The organism is uncultured Shewanella sp., from assembly GCF_947491715.1.
GTDB lineage: Bacteria > Pseudomonadota > Gammaproteobacteria > Enterobacterales > Shewanellaceae > Shewanella.
Genome location: NZ_CANLKR010000010.1, coordinates 56,274 through 79,167 on the forward strand (window position 1 = coordinate 56,274; position 22,894 = coordinate 79,167).

Sequence of the window (22,894 nt, forward strand, 5' to 3'; positions counted from 1 at the left end):
TTTTTATCCTTAAGGATAAGTTGTTATTCATATCATTAATCAAGGCTATTCTGGGTGATCTGTTCATTGCTCTCTTGATGCCATAAGGTCAAATGATTTCCCCAGCAGCACCCTGTGTCAAGGGCTATGTAATGATCATTGGTAACGTCTCCCATGAGTGAGGCCCAATGTCCAAAGACGAGTGTATAGTCTTGTGGTAAAGCTGATTGATGAGTGAACCATGGGGTTAACTCAGTCTGGCTATTATGTTGAGGTGATGATTTTTCACTGAAGTTGAGCCGTAAATCTGGATGGAGATATCGCATACGGGTGAGGGCATTAATGGTATAAATAGCTTGTTCATTTGGAGTCAGTCTGTCATGCCATTGGTTAATGTCATTACGGTACATACTCTTAATGAGTTTGAGATAATTGGGTGAGGTTAATCGTTCACTAATGGCGTTAGCTTGGGTGATTAAGGTATCGGTTGACCACATAGGCGGTATGCCTGCATGGGTCATAATGGTCTGTTGTTGCCTATTGATATGGCATAAGGGGTGTTCTCGTAGCCAGTCAATCAGTATATTGATGTTGTTTGCGGCGAGTAATTCATTCAGATTATCTTGAGGGTTGGCTTGATGCAACCCTGCATGAACAGCAAAAAAATGCAGTTCATGGTTACCTAATACGAACTGAGCAGCTTCCGATAATGATTTTATATATTCTAATACTGCTAAGGATTTTGGTCCTCTAGCAATTAAATCACCGACTAGCCATAGTGTATCCTTAGAAGGATTAAAATTAACTTTGTTTAATAACAGAGTTAACTCATCAAAACACCCTTGAACATCCCCGACATAGTAGTTCGCCATGGTTAATGAATGACGCCAGGAATGGCTAAACGAAAAATAGGAATATTGGCATTAAATTCAACATGATTATCTTCTTGCATCGTATAATGGCCTTTCATTAACCCCATTGGGGTTTTTAGCATAGTGCCGCTAGTGTACTGATATGAAGTTTGAGGATTAATGGTGGGAGTTTTGCCGACAACGCCTTCCCCATTAACTTCGTGAATCTGTCCGTTGCCATCAGTAATATGCCAGTAACGGCTTTTTAATGTGACAGGTGTATTGGCCAAATTTGTAATTTTTATTGTATAACTGAATAAATATTTGTCCTCACTCGGAGAGGATTGTTCTTCAATATATTCTGTCATCACTTCTATTTTAATAGAGGAGCCTTTTGTGCTCATCATTACCCCCAAAAAATACAGGTTATAAAATGAGGCGAATGTTCGCCTCAGAACACTTACTTTTTATCGCAAAGTAAATTGGCGAGAGCAACATATTCTTGAACACTTATTTGTTCTGGTCGGCGAGTTGGATCAATACCTAATAATTCAAAATCCGCATCAGAAATGAGTTGCTTTAAGTTGTTTCTTAAGGTCTTTCTACGCATATTAAAAGCTGTCATGGTAAGTTGGCGAAGTACTTCAACATCTTTACAAGGGTAAGGTTTTGTTTTAAATGGGACTAATCTAACAACCGCAGAGTCAACCTTAGGAGCAGGGGTAAAGCATCCGGGGGGCACTTCAAGTACTGGCATGACTTGGCAAAAATATTGTGCCATAACAGTAAGGCGTCCGTAAGCTTTCGTTCCTGGACTGGCTGATAATCTCAAGACCACTTCTTTTTGCAGCATAAAATGCATGTTTTTGATGTATTGAGAAAATTCGAACAAATGAAACATCAATGGGGTTGAGATATTATAAGGCAAGTTACCAAAGACCTTTAACTGTTTATCTTTCTGAACCAATTGACTAAAGTCAAACTGTAGTGCGTCACCTTGATGAATATCGAGTTTGTCTTTGAGGCTTGGGTGTATTTTTAACCTTTCGACGAGATCTTTATCTAATTCAACAACGGTGAGCTTTTCAATGCTGTCAGCAACGGGCTCCGTTAAGGCACCAAGACCGGGACCAATTTCGACCATAACATGCTCATTGTCAGGAGCGATGGCGCCAACAATGCTGTTAATAATATTTTGATCGGTTAAAAAGTTTTGTCCAAAACGTTTTCTCGCGGTATGACCTAAATGTACTTTATTACTCATGTATTTTGCTATTTACTTGTTTTTGTAGCCAACTCTATGGCGGTGTTAAGGGCGCAGATAAAACTGCCAGTATCGGCTTTTCCTGTTCCTGCAAGCTCGAGGGCCGTACCATGATCAACGGATGTACGTATATATGGCAACCCCAAAGTGATATTCACTGAATTGCCAAATCCCATGGATTTTAGCACAGGTAAACCTTGATCGTGATACATGGCTAATACCACATCGGCATCATCTAAGTATTTGGCTTGAAATAAGGTGTCTGCAGGCAGTGGACCAACAATATCGATGCCTTCTTCTTTTAGTTCATCTAAGGCTGGAATGATAATATCTATTTCTTCCCTACCTAAATGACCGTCTTCACCCGCATGAGGATTGAGCCCACAAACATAAATACGAGGGCTGCTTAAGGCAAACTTTTTAATGAGATCATGGTGTAATATTTTAATTATTTGATGTAAACGGTCACGTGTAATGGCTTTGGCGACATAAGCTAAAGGGATATGTGTGGTCACTAAAGCCACGTGTAATCCCGGTGCAGAAAGCATCATGACGACATCTTGGCAGTTAGCTTGATGGGCAAAAAACTCAGTATGGCCACTAAATGATATACCCGATTGATTAATAATGCCTTTATGAACGGGGCCTGTGACGATGGCGTCAAACTCACCATTCATATTTTTTTCACCTGCGTAACTTAAGGTGTCAACTACATAATGGCTGTTTGCTTCATTGAGTTCACCGCAAAGTGAAGGCTCATTGAGTGTAAAAGGCGATATGGTGAGGGTGCCCGCTTCTTGTGCTTTAGGGGCTAGTTTTGGTTGATAAGGCCGTAATTGAAGCGGGAGACCAATTTGTTTAGCGCGGCTGAGTAACAACTCGGGATCAGCACAAACAACAAGCTCAGCAGGCCATGCCTGCTGAGCGAGTTGAATAACGAGTTCTGGTCCAACCCCAGCAGGCTCACCGGGGGTGATAGCAATTCGCTTAATCGTCAATATGATTAACCTCGATTATTTTTAGGTTCAAAGACTTCAATGTAAGCTTCAGCTCGCATTTCATCTAACCAATTTTGTAACTCTTCGTTAAATTTACGACGGAAAATAAGTTGATGAGCACGATTGGTGTTAAATTGATCGGTCGCATCTGTTTTTCGTCGTTTTTCCAACTGAACAATATGCCAGCCATGGCTGGAACGGAAGGGCTCGCTTATTTCACCGACCTTTAAACTCGCAAGCTCTTGAGCAAAAGCGGGGACATAAATTTTAGGATCGGCCCAACCTAATTCTCCGCCTTTTGCACTCGACCCAGGATCTTCTGAGTACTGTCTTGCCAGATCTTCAAACTTTGCTTTTCCTGAGCGTATTTCGACAAGGAATTTTTCCAGCATCGCTTTGGCTCTTTCTTCCGATAAAATCGGTGAAGGTTTGATTAGGATATGACGTGACTTGACTTCATCCAGTTCTTTCGTTTCCATGCCTCTGACATCCATTACTTTAATGATATGGAAACCAGATGGGCTTTTAATGGGTCCTATGATATCACCTTTTTTGGCATCTTTGACCACTTCGGCAAATAAGGTAGGCATCTCATTGATATTCATGTAATCCCATATTCCACCTTCTAGCGCCTTAGGGCCTGATGAGGATGCGATTGCTGTGCGTTTGAAGTCGGCACCCTCTTTGAGACGCTTTAATACGATTGCTGCGCGATTGCTGGCTTCTTTTAATTGTTCGCTTGTTGGATTATTGGGAACATCAATAAGGATATGACCGATTTGAAACTCGACATTTTTGAGTCCTTGTTGCTTAATCAACTCAACAAGGCCATTAATTTCTTGTGGAGAGACTTGAATACGGCGTTGGACTTGAATACGTTGAATTTCACCTATGGTGACTTCTTGACGCAATTGCTCGCGATATTCGGCAAAAGAGGTACCTTCGCTTTCCAGTTGCTGCTTCATTTGTTCTACAGTTATCTTTTGCTCTTTAGCGATATTGGCAATGGTTTGATCTAATTGCAGATCGCCAATATGCAATCCAATACGTTCAGCCATTTGCATTTGTAGACGTGTTAAAATCAGTCTTTCAATAATTTGAGTGCGCAAAGCGTTATCTGAAGGAAGTGATTGATTGTTCTTTTTTGCATTATCTTTTACTGTGTGCATCATGTCTGTGATTTCACTTTCTAAAATCACACCTTGATTGACCTGTACAGCGATTCTATCCAGTGGTGTTGGTGCTGCGATCACATGTTGACTCAATAATATGAGTGCAAAAAAAGCTAAAATTACTCGTTTACAAGTGTTCATCCACAAAAATCCTTGGCATTTGTTAATGTCATTTTCGATACATTTTATCGTTGAAATGATCTTTTCTATCCTGTTTGGACTACGAGTTCATGTTGAGGTTCATTATGAACGCGTTTGGTTTAGGTTAATTATTCATATATATCGGACTTCGATAATTAAATAATCCATCATTTAGCATACTTGATGCATTCAATGAGCCACCGCTTGAGCTTCCCGAGGAGCTTGAGCTACTCGATGTTGTTGAACCACCTAATCCATTGATAATGAAGTTTATGTACACACCACTTTGGAAATATGCACTTGAGGTGTTATTACTATAAGAGGTTTTTATTCTATCATGATAAGTTACCCTAACGGCCCAACAGCAGGTATCATATTGAAAGCCCGTGTAGGTTTCAACGCTTTGTTTTTCACTTAAGTCATAATACCAATTACCGACAAGGGAGATGTTGTCTGTGATTGGCCATGCGCCTCGAAAACCTGTTTGAGAAATATCAGATGTCACTCCCGTATTTGTATTTACAAGATCAGGCACATATCGATAACTGACTTGCAATAACTTATTGGGCGCTGGACGGTAGTCCAGTGACACTTCATTTTTGGTATTGGAATTATCTTCAGTATTGTATTGAACAGAGCCACTGATAAACCAATCATTATAAAGTTGGGCCGAGAGATCCGATGCTAATGTGGAACTGGTTGTGGCCGTGTTTGTTGTATTGCTATATTCAGAAATGACGCGGCTATCTTGAAAATAAATAATTTGCCCCAGACTAAATTTAAACACTTCTCTGTTCTGGGTATTAAAAAGTTTCGTTGTGATTCCGACAGTCATTTGATTTGCATCGGCGATTCTATCTAACCCAGAATAGCGTCTATCTCTAAATAAGCCGTAATAGTCATTTTGTAACTCTGCGGTGTCATAAATACCGATATCAGATTGATCTTGATAACCAATATAAAGATACTGGAATTGTGGGGTCAGTGTTTGTCTGTAATTTTGATTGAAGTAATTTGTATAGCGTTCAAAATTAATTTGCCCCGAAACACGTGCTTCGGGCAAGGTTCGACTGACACTATCTGAGAGGCCCGCTCCCGTATTATCTTGTTGTGAATAATTAGTTTGCAGTAATTTTAGCTGTGTTGTAAGCGAGCCGGCGGGTCCTTGAATAGGGTAGGATAGGCTCGGCTCTAAATGCACACGAGTGGCTGATGAGTAATTGCCTGTGTTTTGATCTTTAAATTGAGTGGCTTCACTGAATAGATCAAAATCGATACCTTTGAGGGCATTCGGTGCTCGGTAATTGTAGTCCAATTGAGGCATGACCTGATAAGGCTGGTCACTTTCACCTAACACTTTGATATCTTGTACTTTAGTGGTTAAGTCCCAGTTTTCCTCTAAATAGCTGGCTTCACCAACGCGAATGAGTTGATTATTACTTGATGTACTAATGTCTGAGCTAAGATCATTAAAGTAATTATCATCCGAGACATCGGTGTAATTGCCCATGATACGCCAATTTTGTCCTATACTGCCTTGTTGTTGCCAATGATAAAGGTAGCGATCAGAATGGTTGGTTTCATATTGATCGTTCCCTAAATATTCTAAATTGATTTGGCCCGATTGTGGTGAGCTGTCATTTCCTGCGAGATAGCGAAACTCACTTTTAGTATAGAGACCGCGACTCGACATGTAATTTGGCGTTAAAGTTAAGTCATATTCAGGGGCGATATTCCAATAATAGGGAACTGTAAATTCGAGTCCATTTTTTGTGCTGGAACTAAAAGAAGGAAACAAAAATCCAGATTTTCGTTTATTTGACACAGGAATGGTCATATAAGGTAAGTAAAATACTGGGATGTCGGCGACCCTTAATTTGGCCCCCCAAATTTCTCCCCACTCTTCATTACTGTCAATTTTTATTTTATTGGCTTCAAGCACCCAATCTGGCTGAGGATCTGGACAGGTGGTAATGGTTGCTTGAGACAATATTAAGTCATTGTCTTTGGTAATTTCAAGCGTGCCAGCAGTACCATGGGCTTGTTGGCCTTTTAACCAATAACTGGTGCCTTGTAGTGTGGCGGTATTGCTTCGCATTTGAGCGACGAGTGAGTCGGCTGTAACGATGAAGCTGCTATCGGAAAAAACTAAGTCACCATTTGCTGATAAACTTTGTTGCTGCTGATCAACAATGGCTTCATCAGCAGCAATACTACGTGAACCTTGAATAAATGATACGTCACCGTTAAAAATGGCTTTTTGGCCGAGTTGGGCCTGTGAGTCATTGGATGTAATGGTGACTTCGGATGGATCTTGGATAGCTGAAGAAGGCGACGTGGGGATTTGACGTGGCAGTTTAGGCTCGATAATACATACCGAACTGGAAGAAGGCTCTGCTGTCGAATTATCAGCTAAAACGAGTGTTGGAAATAGGCTCAAGGCCAGAAAATAACGGATCTGCATCTTAAGTTAGTTACTTTTTTTTCGTCAAATCGGTTGAAAGAGGGTAAAGAAACCGTTCATCTTTGGGCAACTTTACTAAATATTTTATGTCTATTTTTCTAGCAATTTCATTTTTTTCGTTATAATAAAGCAATTTTTACCGAAGAGCCATGAGGCATCCTTTGTCAGATCCTAGATTTATTCAGCTTACAACGTGGCTAAGTGACCATTTTTCACTCGATTTATCACCCATACTGATTTCTGGTGATGCCAGTGTGAGACGTTATTTTCGTGTGCTGATCAATGATGTTTCTTATATAGTAGTTGATTCACCACCCAAACAAGTAGTTTTGCAACAATTTATTGATATTGCAAATGCCTATGCTCAGGTAGGCATTAATGTACCAGAGGTTATTGCGAAAGACACGCAAAATGGATTTATGTTGCTAACCGATTTGGGAGATACATCATTATTCTCAATGCTAAATATTGAGAATGTTGAAGATTATTATAAAACTGCGCTCGCTTTACTGAGTGATATTACAAAAGTAAAGAAGACAAATGAAGGTGATTTACCTTTATATGATAGGGCTTTTGTTCAGCGAGAACTTGATATATTCACAGATTGGCTATTAACGTGTCATCTTTCTATCACATTGAGCCATGAGCAATGCGGTATGTTATCGAAGACCTTTGAGCATTTAGTACACAATGCACTTGAGCAGCCTCTGGTTGGTATGCATAGAGATTATCACTGTCGCAATATTATGCTGAAAAATGATGAACTGCATATTATTGATTTTCAAGATGCGGTTATTGGTCCTATCACTTATGATGTGGTGTCCTTGTTGAGAGACTGTTATATACGCTGGCCTGATAAATTGGTTGATCATTTGATGGGCGAGCATTATGAGGCAATCAAGCAAAGAGGTGAGATTGCCAGTCATATCACGTTGGCGCAGTATCGTCGTTGGTTTGATTTAATGGGGCTGCAACGCCACATCAAAGCAGTGGGAATTTTTGCTCGATTACATCATAGAGATAGAAAGTCAGCATATTTAGCCGACATTCCATTAACCTTAAGTTACATTCGAGATGTGGCATTATCTTATCCAGAACTAGCGGCTTTTGGTTCTTGGGTAGAATTGGTGCTTATTCCCCAGTTTATGGATTCGGTAGAGCAAGTAATATGAAAGCAATGATTTTAGCGGCAGGGAGAGGGGAGAGGTTGAGGCCATTAACGGATCATGTGCCCAAACCTTTAGTCAAAGTTAATGAAAAATCATTAATTCAATATCATATAGAGAATTTGGCACGTATTGGTGTACAAGATATTGTGATTAATCTAGCTTGGTTAGGTGATAAAATTATTCATGCGTTAGGCTCAGGAGAGCAGTGGGGCGTGAGATTACATTACAGTCAAGAAGAAACGGCATTAGATACAGGTGGTGGGATTAAGCATGCATTACCTTTGTTGGGTGATGCGCCCTTTTTGGTGATAAATGGTGATATTTTTATTGATGAGCTGCCAAGCCTCCCTGCGCTTAAACAGGAGCAACAAGCCTATGTGTGGTTAGTGGATAATCCAACTCATAATCCAAGGGGGGATTTTTGTCTAGTTAATGAGAAAGTGAAGACTAGCGGTTACAATATGCTGACTTTTTCGGGAATAGGTTTATATTGTCCTTCATTTTTCTCACAGTGTGAAGATAACTCATTTCCATTGGGGCCCTTATTGAGGAAAAAAATGGAGCAAAATACTGTTTTAGGTACTCATATGACAACTTTTTGGTGCGATGTGGGAACCATTGATAGATTGGATGCATTAGAAAAAAGATTGGCAGTTGATGCTTGATTGAGCAGGTCACAGTCATGTTGATAAGTAATTTTATATTTCAAAGGCAATTTAATGCGGATTTTTGGTAAGGTTTTTGGTTTTATTATTGGATTCATGCTGGGCCGTCTTGTTGGTGGTCTATTAGGGTTGTGGCTAGGGCATGTTTATGATCGCAGCCAAGGTGGCGGATCATTGTTTGCGAATGCGGCTCAGCGGCAGCGGCTTTTTTTTAATACCACTTTTGCTGTTATGGGACATGTCGCCAAAGCGTCAGGCCAAGTGACTCAAAACGATATTCGCATTGCCACTGCGCTTATGGATCAAATGCAGTTACAAGGTGAAGCAAGAAAAGAAGCACAAGCGGCTTTTCGTGAAGGAAAAGCAGATGATTTTGATGTAAAAGAGAAGCTAAAAACATTTAGAATGATAGCCATGGGGCGGCGTGAGCTGGTACAAATGTTTTTGGAAATTCAAATTCAAACAGCTTTGTCTGATGCTAAATTAGAACCCAGTGAGCATGCCGTTCTCTTAGTTATTGCGCAGGAGTTAGGTTGCTCACGTGCTCAATTGGATGCCTTATTGTCGCGATGGCAAGCTGAGTTCAAGTTTCATCAAAATGGTGGCAGTACCAATAAGACAACAATCGAAGATGCCTACTCTATTCTTGGTTTATCGCAAAGTGCATCCAACCAAGATGTGAAACGGGCATACCGTAAATTAATGAATGAACATCATCCTGATAAACTGGTAGCGAAAGGGTTACCACCAGAGATGATGGAGCTGGCTAAGAATAAAGCACAAGATATTCAAACGGCTTATGATAAAGTGAAAAGCGAACGTCGAATGCGATAATGTCCTTCTGATGGAGCCGCAATGAAAATTGTTATTTTAGATGCTTATACCTTGAACAAAGGCGATTTGAGCTGGCAGGGTTTAACGGCGTTAGGTGAATTAACTTGTTATGATAGAACAGCAAGTCATGAAGTGATCTCACGAGCCAAAGAGGCTGATGTTATTTTAACGAATAAGGTTAAATTAAGCGCTGAAATTTTGTCTATGCTGCCTCAGTTACGCTATATAGGGGTGTTGGCTACAGGCGTTAATGTTATCGACTTGGATGCGGCTGCAGCCCGAGGTATTGTTGTGACGAATGCACCGAATTATGCGTCAGATTCTGTTGCTCAAATGGTCTTCGCTCATATATTGCATTTCAGTCAGCAAGTTGCAGAACACGATAAAGCGGTTAAAGGTGGAGCTTGGGGAGCATGTCGAGATTTCTCATTGACGCTATCTCCGCTACACTCTCTTAAAAATAAGGTGCTTGGCCTCATAGGCTTTGGCCATATTGCTCAAAAGGCCGCTCAGATAGGACTTGCATTTGACATGCTGGTGAGGGTGTATTCACGTACTAAGCCACAGCATTTGCCTGAAGGTGTGAGTTGGCAGTGTTTTGATGGGGTGATAGAGGCTGCGGATTTTTTATCATTACATTGCCCTTTAACATCTGAAACGTATCAGTTAATTGATGCTCAGTGTTTAGCGAAGATGAAGCCCAGTTCGGTATTGATCAATACTGCAAGGGGAGAATTGATTGATGAAATGGCTTTAGCCGCTGCACTTGCTAATGGGACATTGGCTTTTGCGGGCCTTGATGTGCTATCAACAGAGCCTCCTGCAAATGATCATCCTTTTTTTAATCTCAATAATATTGCACTTTCTCCCCATAATGCTTGGGCCACTTTGGAAGCTCGCCAGACATTGTTAGATATTACGGTGATGAATTTGACGGCATATACAAATGGGGAAATTTTACATAACCAAGTAGTATAAGATTGGTTTTCCCCTTTACTATCTGGACATCAAAGGGGGAAGATCTTGATTATGATTTTTCTCTGTGTGGGTTGCGAGGATCTTGGGTCCAATTAAGATAAGGCTGGCTTGTATCGATGTCTATCATCGAAATGGCTTGCGGCTCAGGGCAAGTGATCTGACATAAATTACAGCCCACACATTCTTCTTCTATGATGGTATATTGTTTAGAGTTTGCTTTTTCAGTGATAGCAATAGATTGATGCGATGTGTCTTCACAAGCCGCATAACAGCGCCCACATTGAATACAGTGTTCCTGGTTGATAAGGGCGATACGCTTATAATTCATATTTAAGTACTTCCAGTCAGTGGTGTTGGCTATGGCGGCGCCACTGAAATCATTAATGGTTAAATAGCCTTGTTTGTCCATCCAATCACTGAGTCCACTGCACAATTCTTTGATAATTTTAAAACCAAATAACATGGCTGCGGTGCAAACTTGTACATTCATAGCGCCTAATGAAATGAATTCTGCGGCGTCACGCCAATTTGATATACCGCCTATGCCAGAGATAGGAATATTGGCCGTTGTCGGGTGGCGGGCAATTTCTGAAACCATGTTAAGTGCTATGGGTTTAATTGCGGGTCCGCAGTAGCCGCCGTGAGTGCCTTTTCCATCGACACTGGGCTCTGGTGACATAGTATCAAGATCGACCGAAGTGATAGAATTAATCGTATTGATTAAGCTTACCGCATCGGCGCCACCTCTTATCGCGGCTTCAGCAGGAGCGCGAATATCGGTGATGTTCGGTGTGAGTTTGACTATGACCGGAAGTGAAGAATGTTGTTTACACCAACGTGTGACCATTTCAATATATTCAGGTACTTGACCAACAGCAGCCCCCATCCCTCTTTCTGGCATGCCATGTGGACAGCCAAAGTTGAGTTCAATACCGTCAGCACCTGTTGCTTCAACTTTCTTGAGTATGCGTTTCCAAGGGGTTTCTTCACATGGCACCATTAAGGAGACGATAATCACTCTATCAGGCCAGTCTTTTTTGACTTGAGTGATTTCATCGAGGTTTATTTGTAAAGGTCGATCTGTGATGAGTTCGATATTATTAAAGCCAATAACCTGTCTATTTTGTCCGTAATGAACACCATAACGGGAGGAAACATTAATGGCACTAGGATCTTCACCTAATGTTTTCCAAACGACTCCTCCCCAGCCAGCCTCAAAAGCGCGAACAACATTATAGGCTTTGTCTGTAGGAGGCGCGGAAGCAAGCCAAAAAGGGTTAATGGATTTTATACCGATAAACTCGCATGCCAAATTTGCCATATATAGTGCCTTTTAGTCTTTGAGTTGTTGATGAATAGCGGCTGCTGCATGGTTGCCATGAGAAACGGCTTCAACGACAAGATCTAATCCATCAATTGCATCGCCTCCGGCATAAACCTTTTCTATGGATGTTTGAAATTGCTGATCCACTTTAAGTCTTCCTCGTTTATCGAATTTAGGAATGGGGTCGGCGTTATGTGCAAATATTGATGTATTGAGTTGTTGTCCTATGGCTTTAAAAATAACATCACAGGGTAATTCTATCAGTTTGTCTGTGGTGGTCATTTTTCCCGATTTATCTTGCGTGGTTTCTTTAAACTGTATATGTGTAGCGCCTTGTTTATTGCCGCGTATTTGATATGGCTGTGCATTAAAAATAAACCGTATACCGTTTGTTAAAGCAAGCTCTTGTTCATACATTGATGCCCCCATGCTTTGTTGTTCGCGTCGATATACTATGCTGACTTCTTCCGCGCCTAGTTTTTTACTTTGTACTGCAATATCAATCGCTGTCATGCCTGCGCCGATAATCACCACTCGGCGGCCTACTGGTAGCCTTGTCATGTCTTTCGATTGCCTCAATTCACTAATATAATCGATAGCATCTTCGACACCTTTTAGCTCTTCCCCTGGTATATTGAGTGAATTTGTTGCATTTAAGCCGATTGCGATAAAGACGGCATCATGGGTGTTTCGCAGCGATGCTAAACTGATGTCTTTACCCAAAGCGGTTTCATGTTGTATTTTTATTCCTCCTATTTTTAATACAAAATCTATTTCTTCTTGGGCATAATTATCCACTAACTTGTATTGGGCTATGCCATATTCGTTAAGTCCTCCGCTTTTTTTTGCGGCTTCATAAATGGTGATCTTATGTCCTTTCTGAGCCAGTCTATGGGCACAGGCAAGGCCTGCTGGTCCCGCTCCGACAATGGCGATATGTTTACCTGTAGGTTGCTCTCTTGAAAAGGGATAGGCTTGTGTACTGTCTAAATGATCAATGGCATATCGTTGCAATAATGCGATATCAACAGGCGCTTCTTCTTTCAGGTTTCTGACACAGGCTTGCTCACATAAGGTTTCAGTTGGGCAAACTTTGGCGCAACTGCCCCCTAAAATATTGGCTGAGAGAATTTCTTTTGCTGCACCATGAACATTATCTGTGTTGATTTCTTTTATGAATAAAGGAATATCGATTTGTGTTGGGCAAGCCTGAATGCAAGGGGCGTCATAGCAAAATAAACAACGTTCGCTAGCGACTAAGGCTTGTTTCATTGTTAGAGCAGGGTGAATATCGGTAAAGTTATTTTTGATATCTTTTGAATTTAACCTTGCGGCCTGTATATCATGATCCACACTCATTACTTCTCCTTGATAGTTTTAAAAGGTGGGTGATGTTTGAATCAAAACTAAGAATGACTATTCGTTTCAACTATCGACATTGCTTATAATGTTTGTACTCCTGCTGAAAAATCACAGATTTTGTGATAGAGATATGGCTTAACTTTTTAATATTTAACTGTAGTTTAGGGAAGAAAATCAGTCAAATTTCAAATTTAATCTGTTGTTTTTGTTGTTAATTTACTTGGTTATATTTAAAAGTAATAGTGGATGACTTTTAAATCATTTAACGTTTTATTCTGATTTCAGTTATCTTTAATTTATGGAGCAGTTAGAGTTTTTTACCATACCTAGCCCTTGTATCAACGTGTGTCAAAGTGATGCTCGAGGCTATTGCTTGGGCTGTTTTCGCAGTCGTGATGAACGCTTTTATTGGCTGGATTATTCTGAACATCAAAAGCAACTCATTCTAAGATTGTGTAAACAAAGAAAGCGCCGTCGAGAATTAGCGGTGTTAAACGCAAGGAAAATAAAGGCTAGCGGGGAAAAGGCTTATTCAAATGGAGAGTTTGATTTTGATTCGGCAGAGTGAGGTAAGTGTAAGCTAAATGTCGTTTGGCCTTGACTACTTTTTAATGTGGCATTGCCTTGGTGTTTATCCATTATACGTTTAACAATAGCCAGTCCCAGTCCGTACCCCCTTGGGCCTTGTTTTTGCTTCTCTTGACTTCGATAGAAAGGTTCAAATATTCTTTCTCGTTCTGTAAGTGGAATGCCTTCACCATCATCAGTGACTGATATTTCAATCTCTTTTTCATTTTGCCTGACTTCAACGATAACGGACTTATGGCCAAACTTTTGGGCATTCGTGATTAAATTTTGTAGGGCTCTATCGATTAATATAGCATTGATGGTGGCAATGACAGGGCTTTTATGAGGAATAAAAGAGATGATGTTTTTTTGATGAGCTTGCAATCTTTTGATTGTTTTTTCGACTAATTGGTTAAGCTCAACTGACTCAAATTTGGGTTGCTGAAATTGAGGATCTAGGCTGGTGTAGCTTAACAACTCTGCTAACAGGGCTTCAATTTCATCAATATCATGGTTGGTATTCTCAACCAGTTGGTTTTGATTTGGCAGATAGGGTTTTGCATATTGTAATATGAGTGCAAGGGCAAACTTTAATCGAGATAACGGGGTACGGATCTCATGGGATACGGCATTCAGGAGATGAGTTTGATTATCGATAAGTTGGGTAATATGATGTGCCATTTTATTAAAAGTAAGACTTAAATCATTGACTTGAGAGCGATTTGTTAACGTAGTGCGAGTATCCCATTTGGCCTTGTTTAATTGTTTTGCTGAGGCTTTGAGTTTGGTTAAATCTTTTGATAAAGGCCAAATCAATATGAATAGAATGACAATTATTGATAGGAATAAAAATAAATTGAAAATGTTTTTTAGTGTCTCATTTTTGGTTACAGTAAGGGGGCCAATCACTAAAACTTGATTGTTTACCGAGATGAAATGCAGTTCATTATCTGTCTTAGTCGACACACTAAGAATTGCGTCACTTTTCAGTTGCTCTTTATTGATTAAAGTGACTTTATTGATATCCACAAGTGTTAATGGCAAATTAGCAAAATGGGTACTATTTCTTAGGTATAAAATACGTTCGTATTCAGGTAATTGGGATAAAACTTGTGCTAATACTATGAAAGAAGCGTTTTCAATGGATTTTTGGTTTGTCTGATCTTGCCAAAGATAATCTAATGTCCAGCCTATGCCAAGAAAGCTTAGGCTGAGCAGAAGATAAAAGCTGATAAAAAGACGTTTCACTTTATCAACCTAGGATCAGTTATTCCAAGCTTCTGGGGCAAACAAATAGCCTTGTCCCCATACTGTTTTGATCCTAAAAGGTGTTTCAATATTATCACCCAGTTTTTTTCTTAAACGTGAAATTCTGACATCGATTTTTCTATCTTTGCCATCAAAATCAATATTGAGTAGATATTGATAGATGTATTGCCTGCTTAATACTTGACCGGCTTGAGAAGCGAGTAACCACAACAACTCAAATTCATGATTGGTAAGATCTATTTCCGTTTGCCCTAGACGAATTACCTGAGTATGAGGATCAATACTCAACTTTCCAAAGCTTAAACAGTGAGATTCAGTTTTTTGGGGTTGAAGTTTTCTTTTTAATAAATTGTTAATTCTCGCCAATAATAGAGCAGGATCGATAGGCTTAACGATATAGTCATCAGCCCCCATTTCCAGTCCTTTAATTTGATCTTCATTGGATGCAAGGGCACTCATTAACAAAATGGGGCCTGAAAAATAATCAGGCAATTTTTCACATAAAGTTAATCCGTCCATTCCTGGCAGCATAATATCAAGAATGATGATATCAGGTTTGTAATGGATTAAGCGTTTTAAGACGGTGTCACCTCGACGTTCAACTTCCACGTGCATGCCATGTGACTTTAAATAATCCACAATTAAGTTAGCGAGACGGATATCGTCTTCTACTAATAGGACTCTATGATTAGATTGGGGGAGGGTCATTAGAATAGACTCCATGCGTTGCGAAATAGTCGCCTTAAATGTGACATAGAAGTAGGACTGTCTTTACATTCAGTACCTACTAGTGTTTTATTTGTTTCTTTATCTATCATTTTGAATATATTAACTTTTATTCTTCTATCGTTGAGTGTTAATAACTTACTTACGGGTGAGCTTTTACACCATTGTATGATTTCATGATAGCTTGATAAAATATATGTTGGTTTAAAAATGTTAAGTTTACACTTTATTTCGACTTGCAAATAACAAAGAAGTTGCCTTGTTGATGTAATACAAAGTTCTGGGAAAAGTTGTAATATGGGTAGGTTTTTGTTTTTAGCTGCATTAGCTTCTCCACACATCAGAGCATGAGTGTTAAAAGTGACGTATATTAATTTAATGATAGATCGTTGCACTTATTGTAAAACCTATTTCTGACAGTGTTTAAATAAAATCATCATGCTTGTCTATGACAAGGTTTATATGTTAAATGTTAAGGTGTCATTCTTTTAGTTTAGTCCTTAATCGAAAATTGTCATTGATAGAAAGAAAGCGGATCAAAAAGGGCTTGGGAAAGAAAGATATTTTATCTTTGATCAACATATGCCTTGAAGAGGGGGTGATCTTGCTATCATTTGCTGGTTATTTAGTCGGAGTTGTCTGGTTTAATAAACATATATGACTGATTGCAACATTAAAATGAGCATATTCATAAGTAACGTTATAAGTTTAATCCTTATTTATCCGATTTGTTTGTTTTACAGACAAAATAAGGAGCTTATGAATTTGTTTTTTCTCGCCTACCATAGAACCGATATCCGTAGGCTTTAGAATACCATTTCTAGGGTAATTCAGTAGTGTTTATATGGGCATTGATGCAAAGTGATACAGCTTGTCTGGAAATGTTCTGAAAATATTGTTAATTAAAGGTAGAAACCGAAAGTGAGTGTTGTAATCACGAAGTGAGAACTGCACATTCAGTTTCTATTCATCTTTAGCTTATTTTTTCACTTTATTGCTGATAAATTTAATGATGACGTTATTGAGATGTTGGTTAGATAGATAATGACGTGCTTTACCATGGAAAACAATGAAGCCTTTTTCTGTTTTTATCACTTGACTGACCTCACTCCAAGGGAGGGTCTTGTTGACATAATAAGAATGAATTTGAATATGCTGCTCATTGATTGTCAGTCGAATATCGCTATTAGCGGCTTTACTGAACATTTGTCGCATTAGCCACCAAGATTTTTGAAATTTGACACTTAATGCTTCAAGTATTCCTAGCGCAATTAAGAACCATGATGCATATGAGTTTAGCTGAGTCAGTAGCATTGCAGTGCCTACAATGATAAAAAATAATGATTTATTGTATTTTTTTATTGATGTTGAGGTTGTTGTTGTGGATTGCTCATAGCATTCGATAAAATACTGTTTATCCAGCTTATATTGGCAGGTAAATTCATTTACAGAAGTCATACTTTACTCGGCATAGTTCTTGACATTGAATAGTGTAACGAAGGAGAAAGGATAAACCAATTGTTATACCCGTGATACTGCAAGATGTTTGTTTTCAGAGTGCGTAAAAGTGCCTAATTCAAGGCGTATTATTGCCGAAATGCTTATTGCCTTTTAAGATGATACAACGTAGAAGTCGGTGCTATTACACACTCCCAAGGGGCTGGCCTCTTTATATGTAAAAGCGAGGCCTTTTATTACTGTGTTATTAAACACCGGCTTAGAATGACTAGGCTCGATGTTCAATGCCTTGTCTAAAAGGCTTTTAATTCCAGCTGAATCCTGCAGCTTGCAGTATCACGGGTATATGTGGTTAAGTTGATTTACATTCTATCTCATTATTATTAGTCTGCTTATTTATCAGTGAGCACAAGGATATAGGCATGCGACAGAATATTTTGATTACAGGGGCAAGTTCAGGCTTGGGGCGAGGAATGGCTATTGAGTTTGCCAAAAAAGGGCGAAATCTAGCCTTATGTGCAAGACGTATCGAGATGCTTGAAGAGTTAAAACAAACTTTACTTAACTTGAACCCCAATATTAAGGTAGTCGTCAAGCAATTGGATGTTACTGAACATAATCAAGTTTTTGATGTTTTTAATGAATGTAATAATGTGTTATCAGGACTTGATCGTATTATTATTAATGCTGGAATTGGTAAAGGGGTGACCATAGGGAGTGGCTCTTTTAATATTAACAAACAAACGGCTGAAACCAATTTTATTGCGTCATTAGCGCAAGCTGAAGCCGCGATGGAAATCTTTAGAGAGAAAAATGCAGGTCATCTAGTGACAATTTCTTCATTTAGCGCTTTAAGAGGCTTTAGGCGTGCCCTTACTGTTTATGCAGCAACGAAAGCGGCGTTATCTTCTTTAACTGAGGGGATTCGAATCGATTGCATGGGGACCCCTATTAATGTCACTTGTGTACATCCCGGTTTCATTCGCAGTGAAATGAATGAAAAAGTGAAAAAAGTCCCTTTTATTGTTGATACAGAAACGGGATGTCGAGCGATAGTTAAAGGAATTGAGGCTGAAAAAGCCATTTGTTACGCACCAAGCTGGCCATGGGCGTGGATGCAATGGTTAGTCCGTGTTGTTCCTGCTCGATTTTTGAAAAATATGAGTTAGCGTAAGGAAAACTTCTATCCTAAAGCCATCGCTTGTTGGCTTAGGGACAGAAGGGTCTCGATAGAGGTTGTGTTATTAATCGTATTGATTACGTTCACTAGGTACATCACTTTTATATTGTACAAATTCCACTTCGTAGCCATCGGGATCGATGTAGTAAACGTTTTCTCGGTGAGGGTTGTCAGCGCCCTCTTTGTCGACGTCATAGCCAATGGCTTTTAATCGATTGATGATCCCTTGTAGATCGTGAGTGACAAACGCAAAGTGAGCTAGGCCGACTTGATGTCCACTGAGATTACGGTTCTCACCTTCACCACTATCATTGAGGCTTAAGTATTGATAATCATCACCGAAGTGGACCCAATTCCTCGGTTTTCCGTACCAACTCCCTTTATCACCGCCGCGTATACGCCAATGTGGAAAAATGGCTTGATAAAAGTGCAGTGATGTTGAAATGTCCTTAACGACAAGATTAATGTGTTCGAGTTGGATCATGACTTTCTCCTTAAAATCTATTTTACTGTTTAATATTGATTGAACTGGTTTGTTAATACGGCTTACATACCGTAAGCATATTCTTGCTGTTTAGGAAAAGGCGTAGCGCTGTGTTGTTGTCGGATTGAGAACAGTGCTTTGGCATATTGGTGCAGCATATGCGTACTGTAATCGATTCTTTCTCTTAATGATTTATCTCTTTCGCTTGTGATTGCCTGAGCATTTAATACTTCTATGACATTGCGAATGATTAAATGATCAGGCGTGGCCACCAGTTTGTTGTTTTTTAATGCGTTCATGCGCAGCTCTGCAATCGGATATGCGCCACTTATGCCACTCACTACCGACACTAATAAAGCCGGCTTATGCGCAGTATCTTGGTTGTCACACATGAGCAGAAAGTTTTTTAGCAGTGGTGATGCCATACCGCCCCATTCTGGAGTAATTAAAATCAGAGCATCGGCTTGTTTAACTTGCTGGCTAATGAAAGGCCAAGTACTGCTATCTTGTGATTTTGTTTGGCTTTCTCCATCCCAAAAAGGGAGTGCGTAGCGGCACAGTTCTAAGTGGCTAACCTCATTAAAATCTTTATTATTATCATATAAGTACTGTGCTACTTTGGCACTTTGTGAGCCTTCCCGCTGGCTGCTACTGACAATGAGTAATTTCATTTTTCGTTATTCCTTTTGTTTACTTCTGTTATATAAAGTAAATGCTTTACTTAATAAAGTAAAGAAAAAAGTTTACTTAATTTGCATATCAGTAATAATAGTGGGCGAGTAATATGATGGATATTCAGTATTGATGGATAAAGTAATAAAGGAGGGCGGAAGTGAAAACCAGTGAAAAAATAGTACAAATGTTAAAAACTCAAGGACCATTGACAGCAAAAGTATTAGCAGAGGAGTTAAGGTTAACGACCATGGGGGTGCGTCAGCATTTACAGGGCTTAGAAGACAGTGGCGATGTTATTTTTGAAGATAAAAAAGCGGCAAGAGGCCGACCTACCCGTTTTTGGTCTCTCACGAAGCAAAGCAATAACCATTTTACGGACCGCCATCCAGAACTAACAGTGCAATTAATTGATTCGGTTAAAACGATTTTTGGTGAGCAAGGGTTAGAGCAACTCATTGAGCACAGAGAGTTGGCGTCTTTGGAGCTGTACCTTAGCGCGATGGACAGCAAAACCGATTTAATTGAAAAGCTAGAAGTGCTCAAGAAGTTGCGGACAGATGAAGGTTATATGGCTAGTATTGAGCAAGAGGAAGATATTTTATGGTTGTTAGAGAATCATTGTCCTATTTGCGCTGCGGCGAGCCAATGTTTAAACTTTTGTCGCTCTGAGCTACAGCTTTTTCAGCGGTTATTTGAAGGTTGTGCCACCGTGAGCCGAGAAGAGCACATTATTGAAGGCGCTAGGCGCTGTGCTTATAAAATAGTACCTATTTAGGGTGATTATTGGAGTGTTCAGAGGTTTTCATGCAGTCGAAGCGAGGCCGTTTAGACCGGTTTATCAGTAAAAAATTGCAGGTGAGTATTAAACAAGTTCAAGTCATGCTAGCTAAAAAGCAAGTTTGGGTTGACGGTAATGCCGTTATAGCAAGGGATTTTCCCATTGATGAATTCTCTCATATTTGTGTGGATGGAGAAACGCTGCAACGGAACCTGCCGAGTTATATCATGTTGCATAAACCTGTCGGCGTGGTTAGTGCAACGCGGGATAGGCAACATCGCACCGTGATTGATTGTTTAGCGGCCCCTGAGTTAAATACAAGTAATATGAATATTACCGATCTTCATATTGTGGGGCGATTAGATCTCAACACTTCTGGGCTGTTACTATTAACCAATGATGGTCGTTGGTCTAGCGCATTGATGTCACCTGAGAATAAAGTGGAAAAAGTATATCGAGTGGCATTAAAAAATCCGCTAACCCTTGACTATATTGCCGCCTTTGCACAGGGGATGTATTTTGCCTATGAGGATATCACGACGTTACCCGCTGAGTTGGAAATCATTAGTGAGCATGTCGCACAAGTGACCTTAATAGAAGGGCGGTATCATCAAATTAAGCGCATGTTTGGTCGTTTTCGCAATCCTGTCGTTGCATTACATCGAATATCGGTTGGGGAGATAGTCTTAGATAGTCACTTACCCGCGGGGCATTATCGAAAACTCACTAGCCCAGAAATTGCGCTTAAGGCACTCCCTTAAAAGGGAGCGCCTGACAGAGACTGATATTAAATTAGGCTTGTTGTTTTTGTAAGCGATACAGCCATTGGCCGTATAAGAAGATCCCAACCGCTGAAATGGCACCAATAGCGCCGATAATATACCAAGCCATGCCGATATCATGGGTATTATAAAGTAACTGTGTTAATTGCTTAGCGGGTTCACCGGTATAGGCGACTAAGGTATCAAAGGCTTCCCCTTGTGGAATGGCAGTAATGGCATTGTCACTCATTCCTCGCTCGGCTAACAGTTCTCTTGAAAAACGCTCTTTGGAAGCAAAATGCTCGTACAGTTTAGGGCCAAAATAACCTTCTAACCCCCAGCCTATACCTTGAGGTAACATGACAAAGCCTAAGTACATGGCTTTTTTACCTTCTGGCGCGATATTACCCATGAATTCGTTTTTCTTCGGGCTTATCATCATTTCACCAATGGAAAATAAGGCGATGGCGAGCACTATCATCCACGCAGCATTAGTCGCTCCAATAAAGACAAAGGCGAGAATACTGAATAAACAGCCCACTAACATGGCGCTGGTAATACGGTATTTAGCGGTTAAGGCTGCAATGAGAAAACAGCTGGTCATGATCATGCCGGCATTGAGGTTGAGCATACCTTCAGGCATCACTTTGGTGCCGGCATTATCTAGACCTAACCAAAATTGTAAGAAGCCATTATTGGTGCCCGTTTCGCCAAATAAGCTAGTGACAATCACACTGGTATCCACCCACTCGGCAATGTGAATGGGGAGCACATCAAATAAGGCATTAAATAAAAACCAGAAACCGGCAAAAACGAGCATGTAGTAGATTACGACAGGTTTTTTGAGTTCATTTAAAGCATCTTTCCAGAGCACCTCTTGTTTAAGCTCACCTGATTTTATTTTGGCGTTGCGGGCTAATCTTTCGGCTTTTTCAGGCTCTTTATAAGCCAGTAACAATAAAAGGTTGCATGAAATGATTGCAGCGCAGGCAAAAAATACATTGTCCCAAGACAATTGGCGCATATGAACCGCCACTAGAGGGCCTAAGAATCCGCCGATATTGACCACTTGATAGAAAATACCCCATGCCATTGATGAGTTATTACGATTGGTGGAAAGGACAAGGGTGCCTTGAATGCCGGGTTTGAAAATACCCGTTCCCCCAGCGAGTAACATGGCGCCGATTAAAAATCCCCAAAAACTGGGGAAAAAGGCCATGACTAAATAGCCTGAGATTTTAATCAAAGTAGAGACAAAAATGGTTTCTTTGTAGCCGACTCTATCGGAGATACCGCCGGTAAAGACAGGAATAAAGGTTTGCATGAGTGCCCAAGCTGAAATGATCACGCCATAATCACTTAAACTGATCCCTAGACCACCTGCAGAGCTGGGTGCTTTGGCATACAGGCCTGCACTGGCTTTCACTCCATAGTAAGCAATACGTTCGATGAGCTCCATGCCACCGACCATCCAAAAAATATAACTTAAGCTGGCAATGGATGCCCACATGCCCAGTTGTTTGACTTCACGCAGATCATTACCTGAGTGGGAAATACTTTGACTCATCTTGTCTTACCCCAAATTATCTCAAAACGGATTTATCCTCATCGACCTGATGACAGGTTGCGATTGATTGAATAAGTGTTAACGTTTGAGGGATGATGTGTTTTTTTTGTTTTAGGTTGGTTACTTTACCTAATTTTTACCGAAAACACTAACTTTGGCTGCTGGCAGGGCGAGTCATCAAGTCCTGTTAGCTATAGCCAGATGAGTACGTCATTGTGTAGGTGGCTA

Annotated in this window: 23 protein-coding genes; 8 read left to right on the top strand and 15 right to left on the bottom strand. The window is 40.1% G+C overall.

Going from position 1 to position 22,894, the window contains the following annotated elements; translation table 11 throughout:
• Positions 1–35: 35 nt before the first annotated feature.
• The 6 genes from Q0779_RS09320 to lptD all read right to left on the bottom strand — a co-directional run bounded on the left by Q0779_RS09320 (position 36) and on the right by lptD (position 6,869).
• Positions 36–851 carry a symmetrical bis(5'-nucleosyl)-tetraphosphatase gene (locus Q0779_RS09320; RefSeq protein WP_298771917.1) on the bottom strand — a complete coding sequence of 272 codons (816 nt, stop codon included), beginning with the start codon at positions 849–851 and terminating at the stop codon, positions 36–38.
• Between the two features lie 2 nt (positions 852–853).
• A complete protein-coding gene (gene apaG / locus Q0779_RS09325; protein WP_298772040.1) occupies positions 854–1,234 on the bottom strand; it encodes a Co2+/Mg2+ efflux protein ApaG in 381 nt (126 codons plus the stop codon).
• Between the two features lie 56 nt (positions 1,235–1,290).
• Positions 1,291–2,094, bottom strand: coding sequence for a 16S rRNA (adenine(1518)-N(6)/adenine(1519)-N(6))-dimethyltransferase RsmA (gene rsmA, locus Q0779_RS09330; protein ID WP_298771919.1), 804 nt, complete (start codon positions 2,092–2,094; stop codon positions 1,291–1,293).
• Positions 2,095–2,102: 8 nt separating this feature from the next.
• Complete coding sequence (gene pdxA / locus Q0779_RS09335; RefSeq protein ID WP_298771921.1) at positions 2,103–3,092, bottom strand: 4-hydroxythreonine-4-phosphate dehydrogenase PdxA; 990 nt, start codon at positions 3,090–3,092, stop codon at positions 2,103–2,105.
• 5 nt (positions 3,093–3,097) lie between these two features.
• The gene (gene surA / locus Q0779_RS09340; protein WP_298771923.1) at positions 3,098–4,405 is read right to left on the bottom strand and encodes a peptidylprolyl isomerase SurA; all 1,308 of its coding nucleotides are present in this window, start codon (positions 4,403–4,405) and stop codon (positions 3,098–3,100) included.
• 124 nt (positions 4,406–4,529) lie between these two features.
• The gene (gene lptD, locus Q0779_RS09345; protein ID WP_298771925.1) at positions 4,530–6,869 is read right to left on the bottom strand and encodes an LPS assembly protein LptD; all 2,340 of its coding nucleotides are present in this window, start codon (positions 6,867–6,869) and stop codon (positions 4,530–4,532) included.
• A 161-nt stretch (positions 6,870–7,030) separates the two neighbouring features.
• On the opposite strand from lptD, the gene Q0779_RS09350 reads away from it, so the two are divergent.
• From Q0779_RS09350 to Q0779_RS09365, 4 genes are read left to right on the top strand one after another with little or no spacing between them, the layout of a single operon-like run.
• On the top strand, positions 7,031–8,041 hold the full coding sequence (locus Q0779_RS09350) for an aminoglycoside phosphotransferase family protein (protein ID WP_367180803.1): 1,011 nt from the start codon (positions 7,031–7,033) through the stop codon (positions 8,039–8,041).
• The gene (gene murU / locus Q0779_RS09355; RefSeq protein WP_298771929.1) at positions 8,038–8,703 is read left to right on the top strand and encodes an N-acetylmuramate alpha-1-phosphate uridylyltransferase MurU; all 666 of its coding nucleotides are present in this window, start codon (positions 8,038–8,040) and stop codon (positions 8,701–8,703) included. Before Q0779_RS09350 ends, murU begins: the two co-directional genes overlap by 4 nt.
• Before the next feature lie 54 nt (positions 8,704–8,757).
• Positions 8,758–9,537 carry a co-chaperone DjlA gene (djlA, locus tag Q0779_RS09360; protein WP_298771931.1) on the top strand — a complete coding sequence of 260 codons (780 nt, stop codon included), beginning with the start codon at positions 8,758–8,760 and terminating at the stop codon, positions 9,535–9,537.
• 21 nt (positions 9,538–9,558) lie between these two features.
• Entirely contained in the window at positions 9,559–10,515 is a 957-nt protein-coding gene (locus tag Q0779_RS09365; protein ID WP_298771933.1) for a D-2-hydroxyacid dehydrogenase, read from the top strand.
• A gap of 49 nt (positions 10,516–10,564) precedes the next feature.
• On the opposite strand, the gene preA is transcribed toward Q0779_RS09365, so the two are convergent.
• Both preA and Q0779_RS09375 read right to left on the bottom strand, forming a co-directional pair.
• A complete protein-coding gene (gene preA, locus Q0779_RS09370) occupies positions 10,565–11,836 on the bottom strand; it encodes an NAD-dependent dihydropyrimidine dehydrogenase subunit PreA (protein WP_298771935.1) in 1,272 nt (423 codons plus the stop codon).
• Positions 11,837–11,848: 12 nt separating this feature from the next.
• Positions 11,849–13,198 carry an NAD(P)-dependent oxidoreductase gene (locus Q0779_RS09375; protein WP_298771937.1) on the bottom strand — a complete coding sequence of 450 codons (1,350 nt, stop codon included), beginning with the start codon at positions 13,196–13,198 and terminating at the stop codon, positions 11,849–11,851.
• A 301-nt stretch (positions 13,199–13,499) separates the two neighbouring features.
• On the opposite strand from Q0779_RS09375, the gene Q0779_RS09380 reads away from it, so the two are divergent.
• A complete protein-coding gene (locus tag Q0779_RS09380; RefSeq protein ID WP_298771939.1) occupies positions 13,500–13,769 on the top strand; it encodes a DUF1289 domain-containing protein in 270 nt (89 codons plus the stop codon).
• Here Q0779_RS09380 and Q0779_RS09385 read toward each other — a convergent pair.
• From Q0779_RS09385 to Q0779_RS09395, 4 genes are all read right to left on the bottom strand, one after another.
• A complete protein-coding gene (locus Q0779_RS09385) occupies positions 13,730–15,016 on the bottom strand; it encodes an ATP-binding protein (RefSeq protein ID WP_298771940.1) in 1,287 nt (428 codons plus the stop codon). The two genes, Q0779_RS09380 and Q0779_RS09385, sit on opposite strands and share 40 nt — an antisense overlap.
• A 15-nt stretch (positions 15,017–15,031) precedes the next feature.
• Entirely contained in the window at positions 15,032–15,745 is a 714-nt protein-coding gene (locus Q0779_RS09390) for a response regulator (RefSeq protein WP_298771942.1), read from the bottom strand.
• Positions 15,745–16,104 (bottom strand): DUF3019 domain-containing protein, encoded by a 360-nt coding sequence (locus tag Q0779_RS24000; protein WP_367180807.1) that lies wholly within the window; start codon positions 16,102–16,104, stop codon positions 15,745–15,747. The genes Q0779_RS09390 and Q0779_RS24000 overlap by 1 nt, the downstream gene beginning before the upstream one ends.
• Before the next feature lie 637 nt (positions 16,105–16,741).
• Positions 16,742–17,221: a YcxB family protein gene (locus tag Q0779_RS09395; RefSeq protein WP_298771943.1), complete on the bottom strand. Its 480-nt coding sequence runs from the start codon at positions 17,219–17,221 to the stop codon at positions 16,742–16,744.
• Positions 17,222–17,643: 422 nt separating this feature from the next.
• Between Q0779_RS09395 and Q0779_RS09400 the strand changes: the two genes are divergently transcribed.
• A complete protein-coding gene (locus Q0779_RS09400; protein ID WP_298771946.1) occupies positions 17,644–18,390 on the top strand; it encodes an SDR family oxidoreductase in 747 nt (248 codons plus the stop codon).
• 75 nt (positions 18,391–18,465) lie between these two features.
• Here Q0779_RS09400 and Q0779_RS09405 read toward each other — a convergent pair whose 3' ends face one another.
• Both Q0779_RS09405 and Q0779_RS09410 read right to left on the bottom strand, forming a co-directional pair.
• Complete coding sequence (locus Q0779_RS09405; protein WP_298771948.1) at positions 18,466–18,885, bottom strand: VOC family protein; 420 nt, start codon at positions 18,883–18,885, stop codon at positions 18,466–18,468.
• Between the two features lie 62 nt (positions 18,886–18,947).
• On the bottom strand, positions 18,948–19,556 hold the full coding sequence (locus tag Q0779_RS09410) for an NAD(P)H-dependent oxidoreductase (protein WP_298771951.1): 609 nt from the start codon (positions 19,554–19,556) through the stop codon (positions 18,948–18,950).
• 161 nt (positions 19,557–19,717) lie between these two features.
• Here Q0779_RS09410 and Q0779_RS09415 point away from each other — a divergent pair, with 161 nt between their 5' ends.
• Positions 19,718–20,335: a metalloregulator ArsR/SmtB family transcription factor gene (locus tag Q0779_RS09415; RefSeq protein WP_298771953.1), complete on the top strand. Its 618-nt coding sequence runs from the start codon at positions 19,718–19,720 to the stop codon at positions 20,333–20,335.
• 29 nt (positions 20,336–20,364) lie between these two features.
• Positions 20,365–21,099: a pseudouridine synthase gene (locus tag Q0779_RS09420; RefSeq protein ID WP_298771955.1), complete on the top strand. Its 735-nt coding sequence runs from the start codon at positions 20,365–20,367 to the stop codon at positions 21,097–21,099.
• Positions 21,100–21,130: 31 nt separating this feature from the next.
• Here Q0779_RS09420 and Q0779_RS09425 read toward each other — a convergent pair whose 3' ends face one another.
• Positions 21,131–22,666: an MFS transporter gene (locus Q0779_RS09425; RefSeq protein ID WP_298771957.1), complete on the bottom strand. Its 1,536-nt coding sequence runs from the start codon at positions 22,664–22,666 to the stop codon at positions 21,131–21,133.
• Positions 22,667–22,894: the final 228 nt, after the last annotated feature.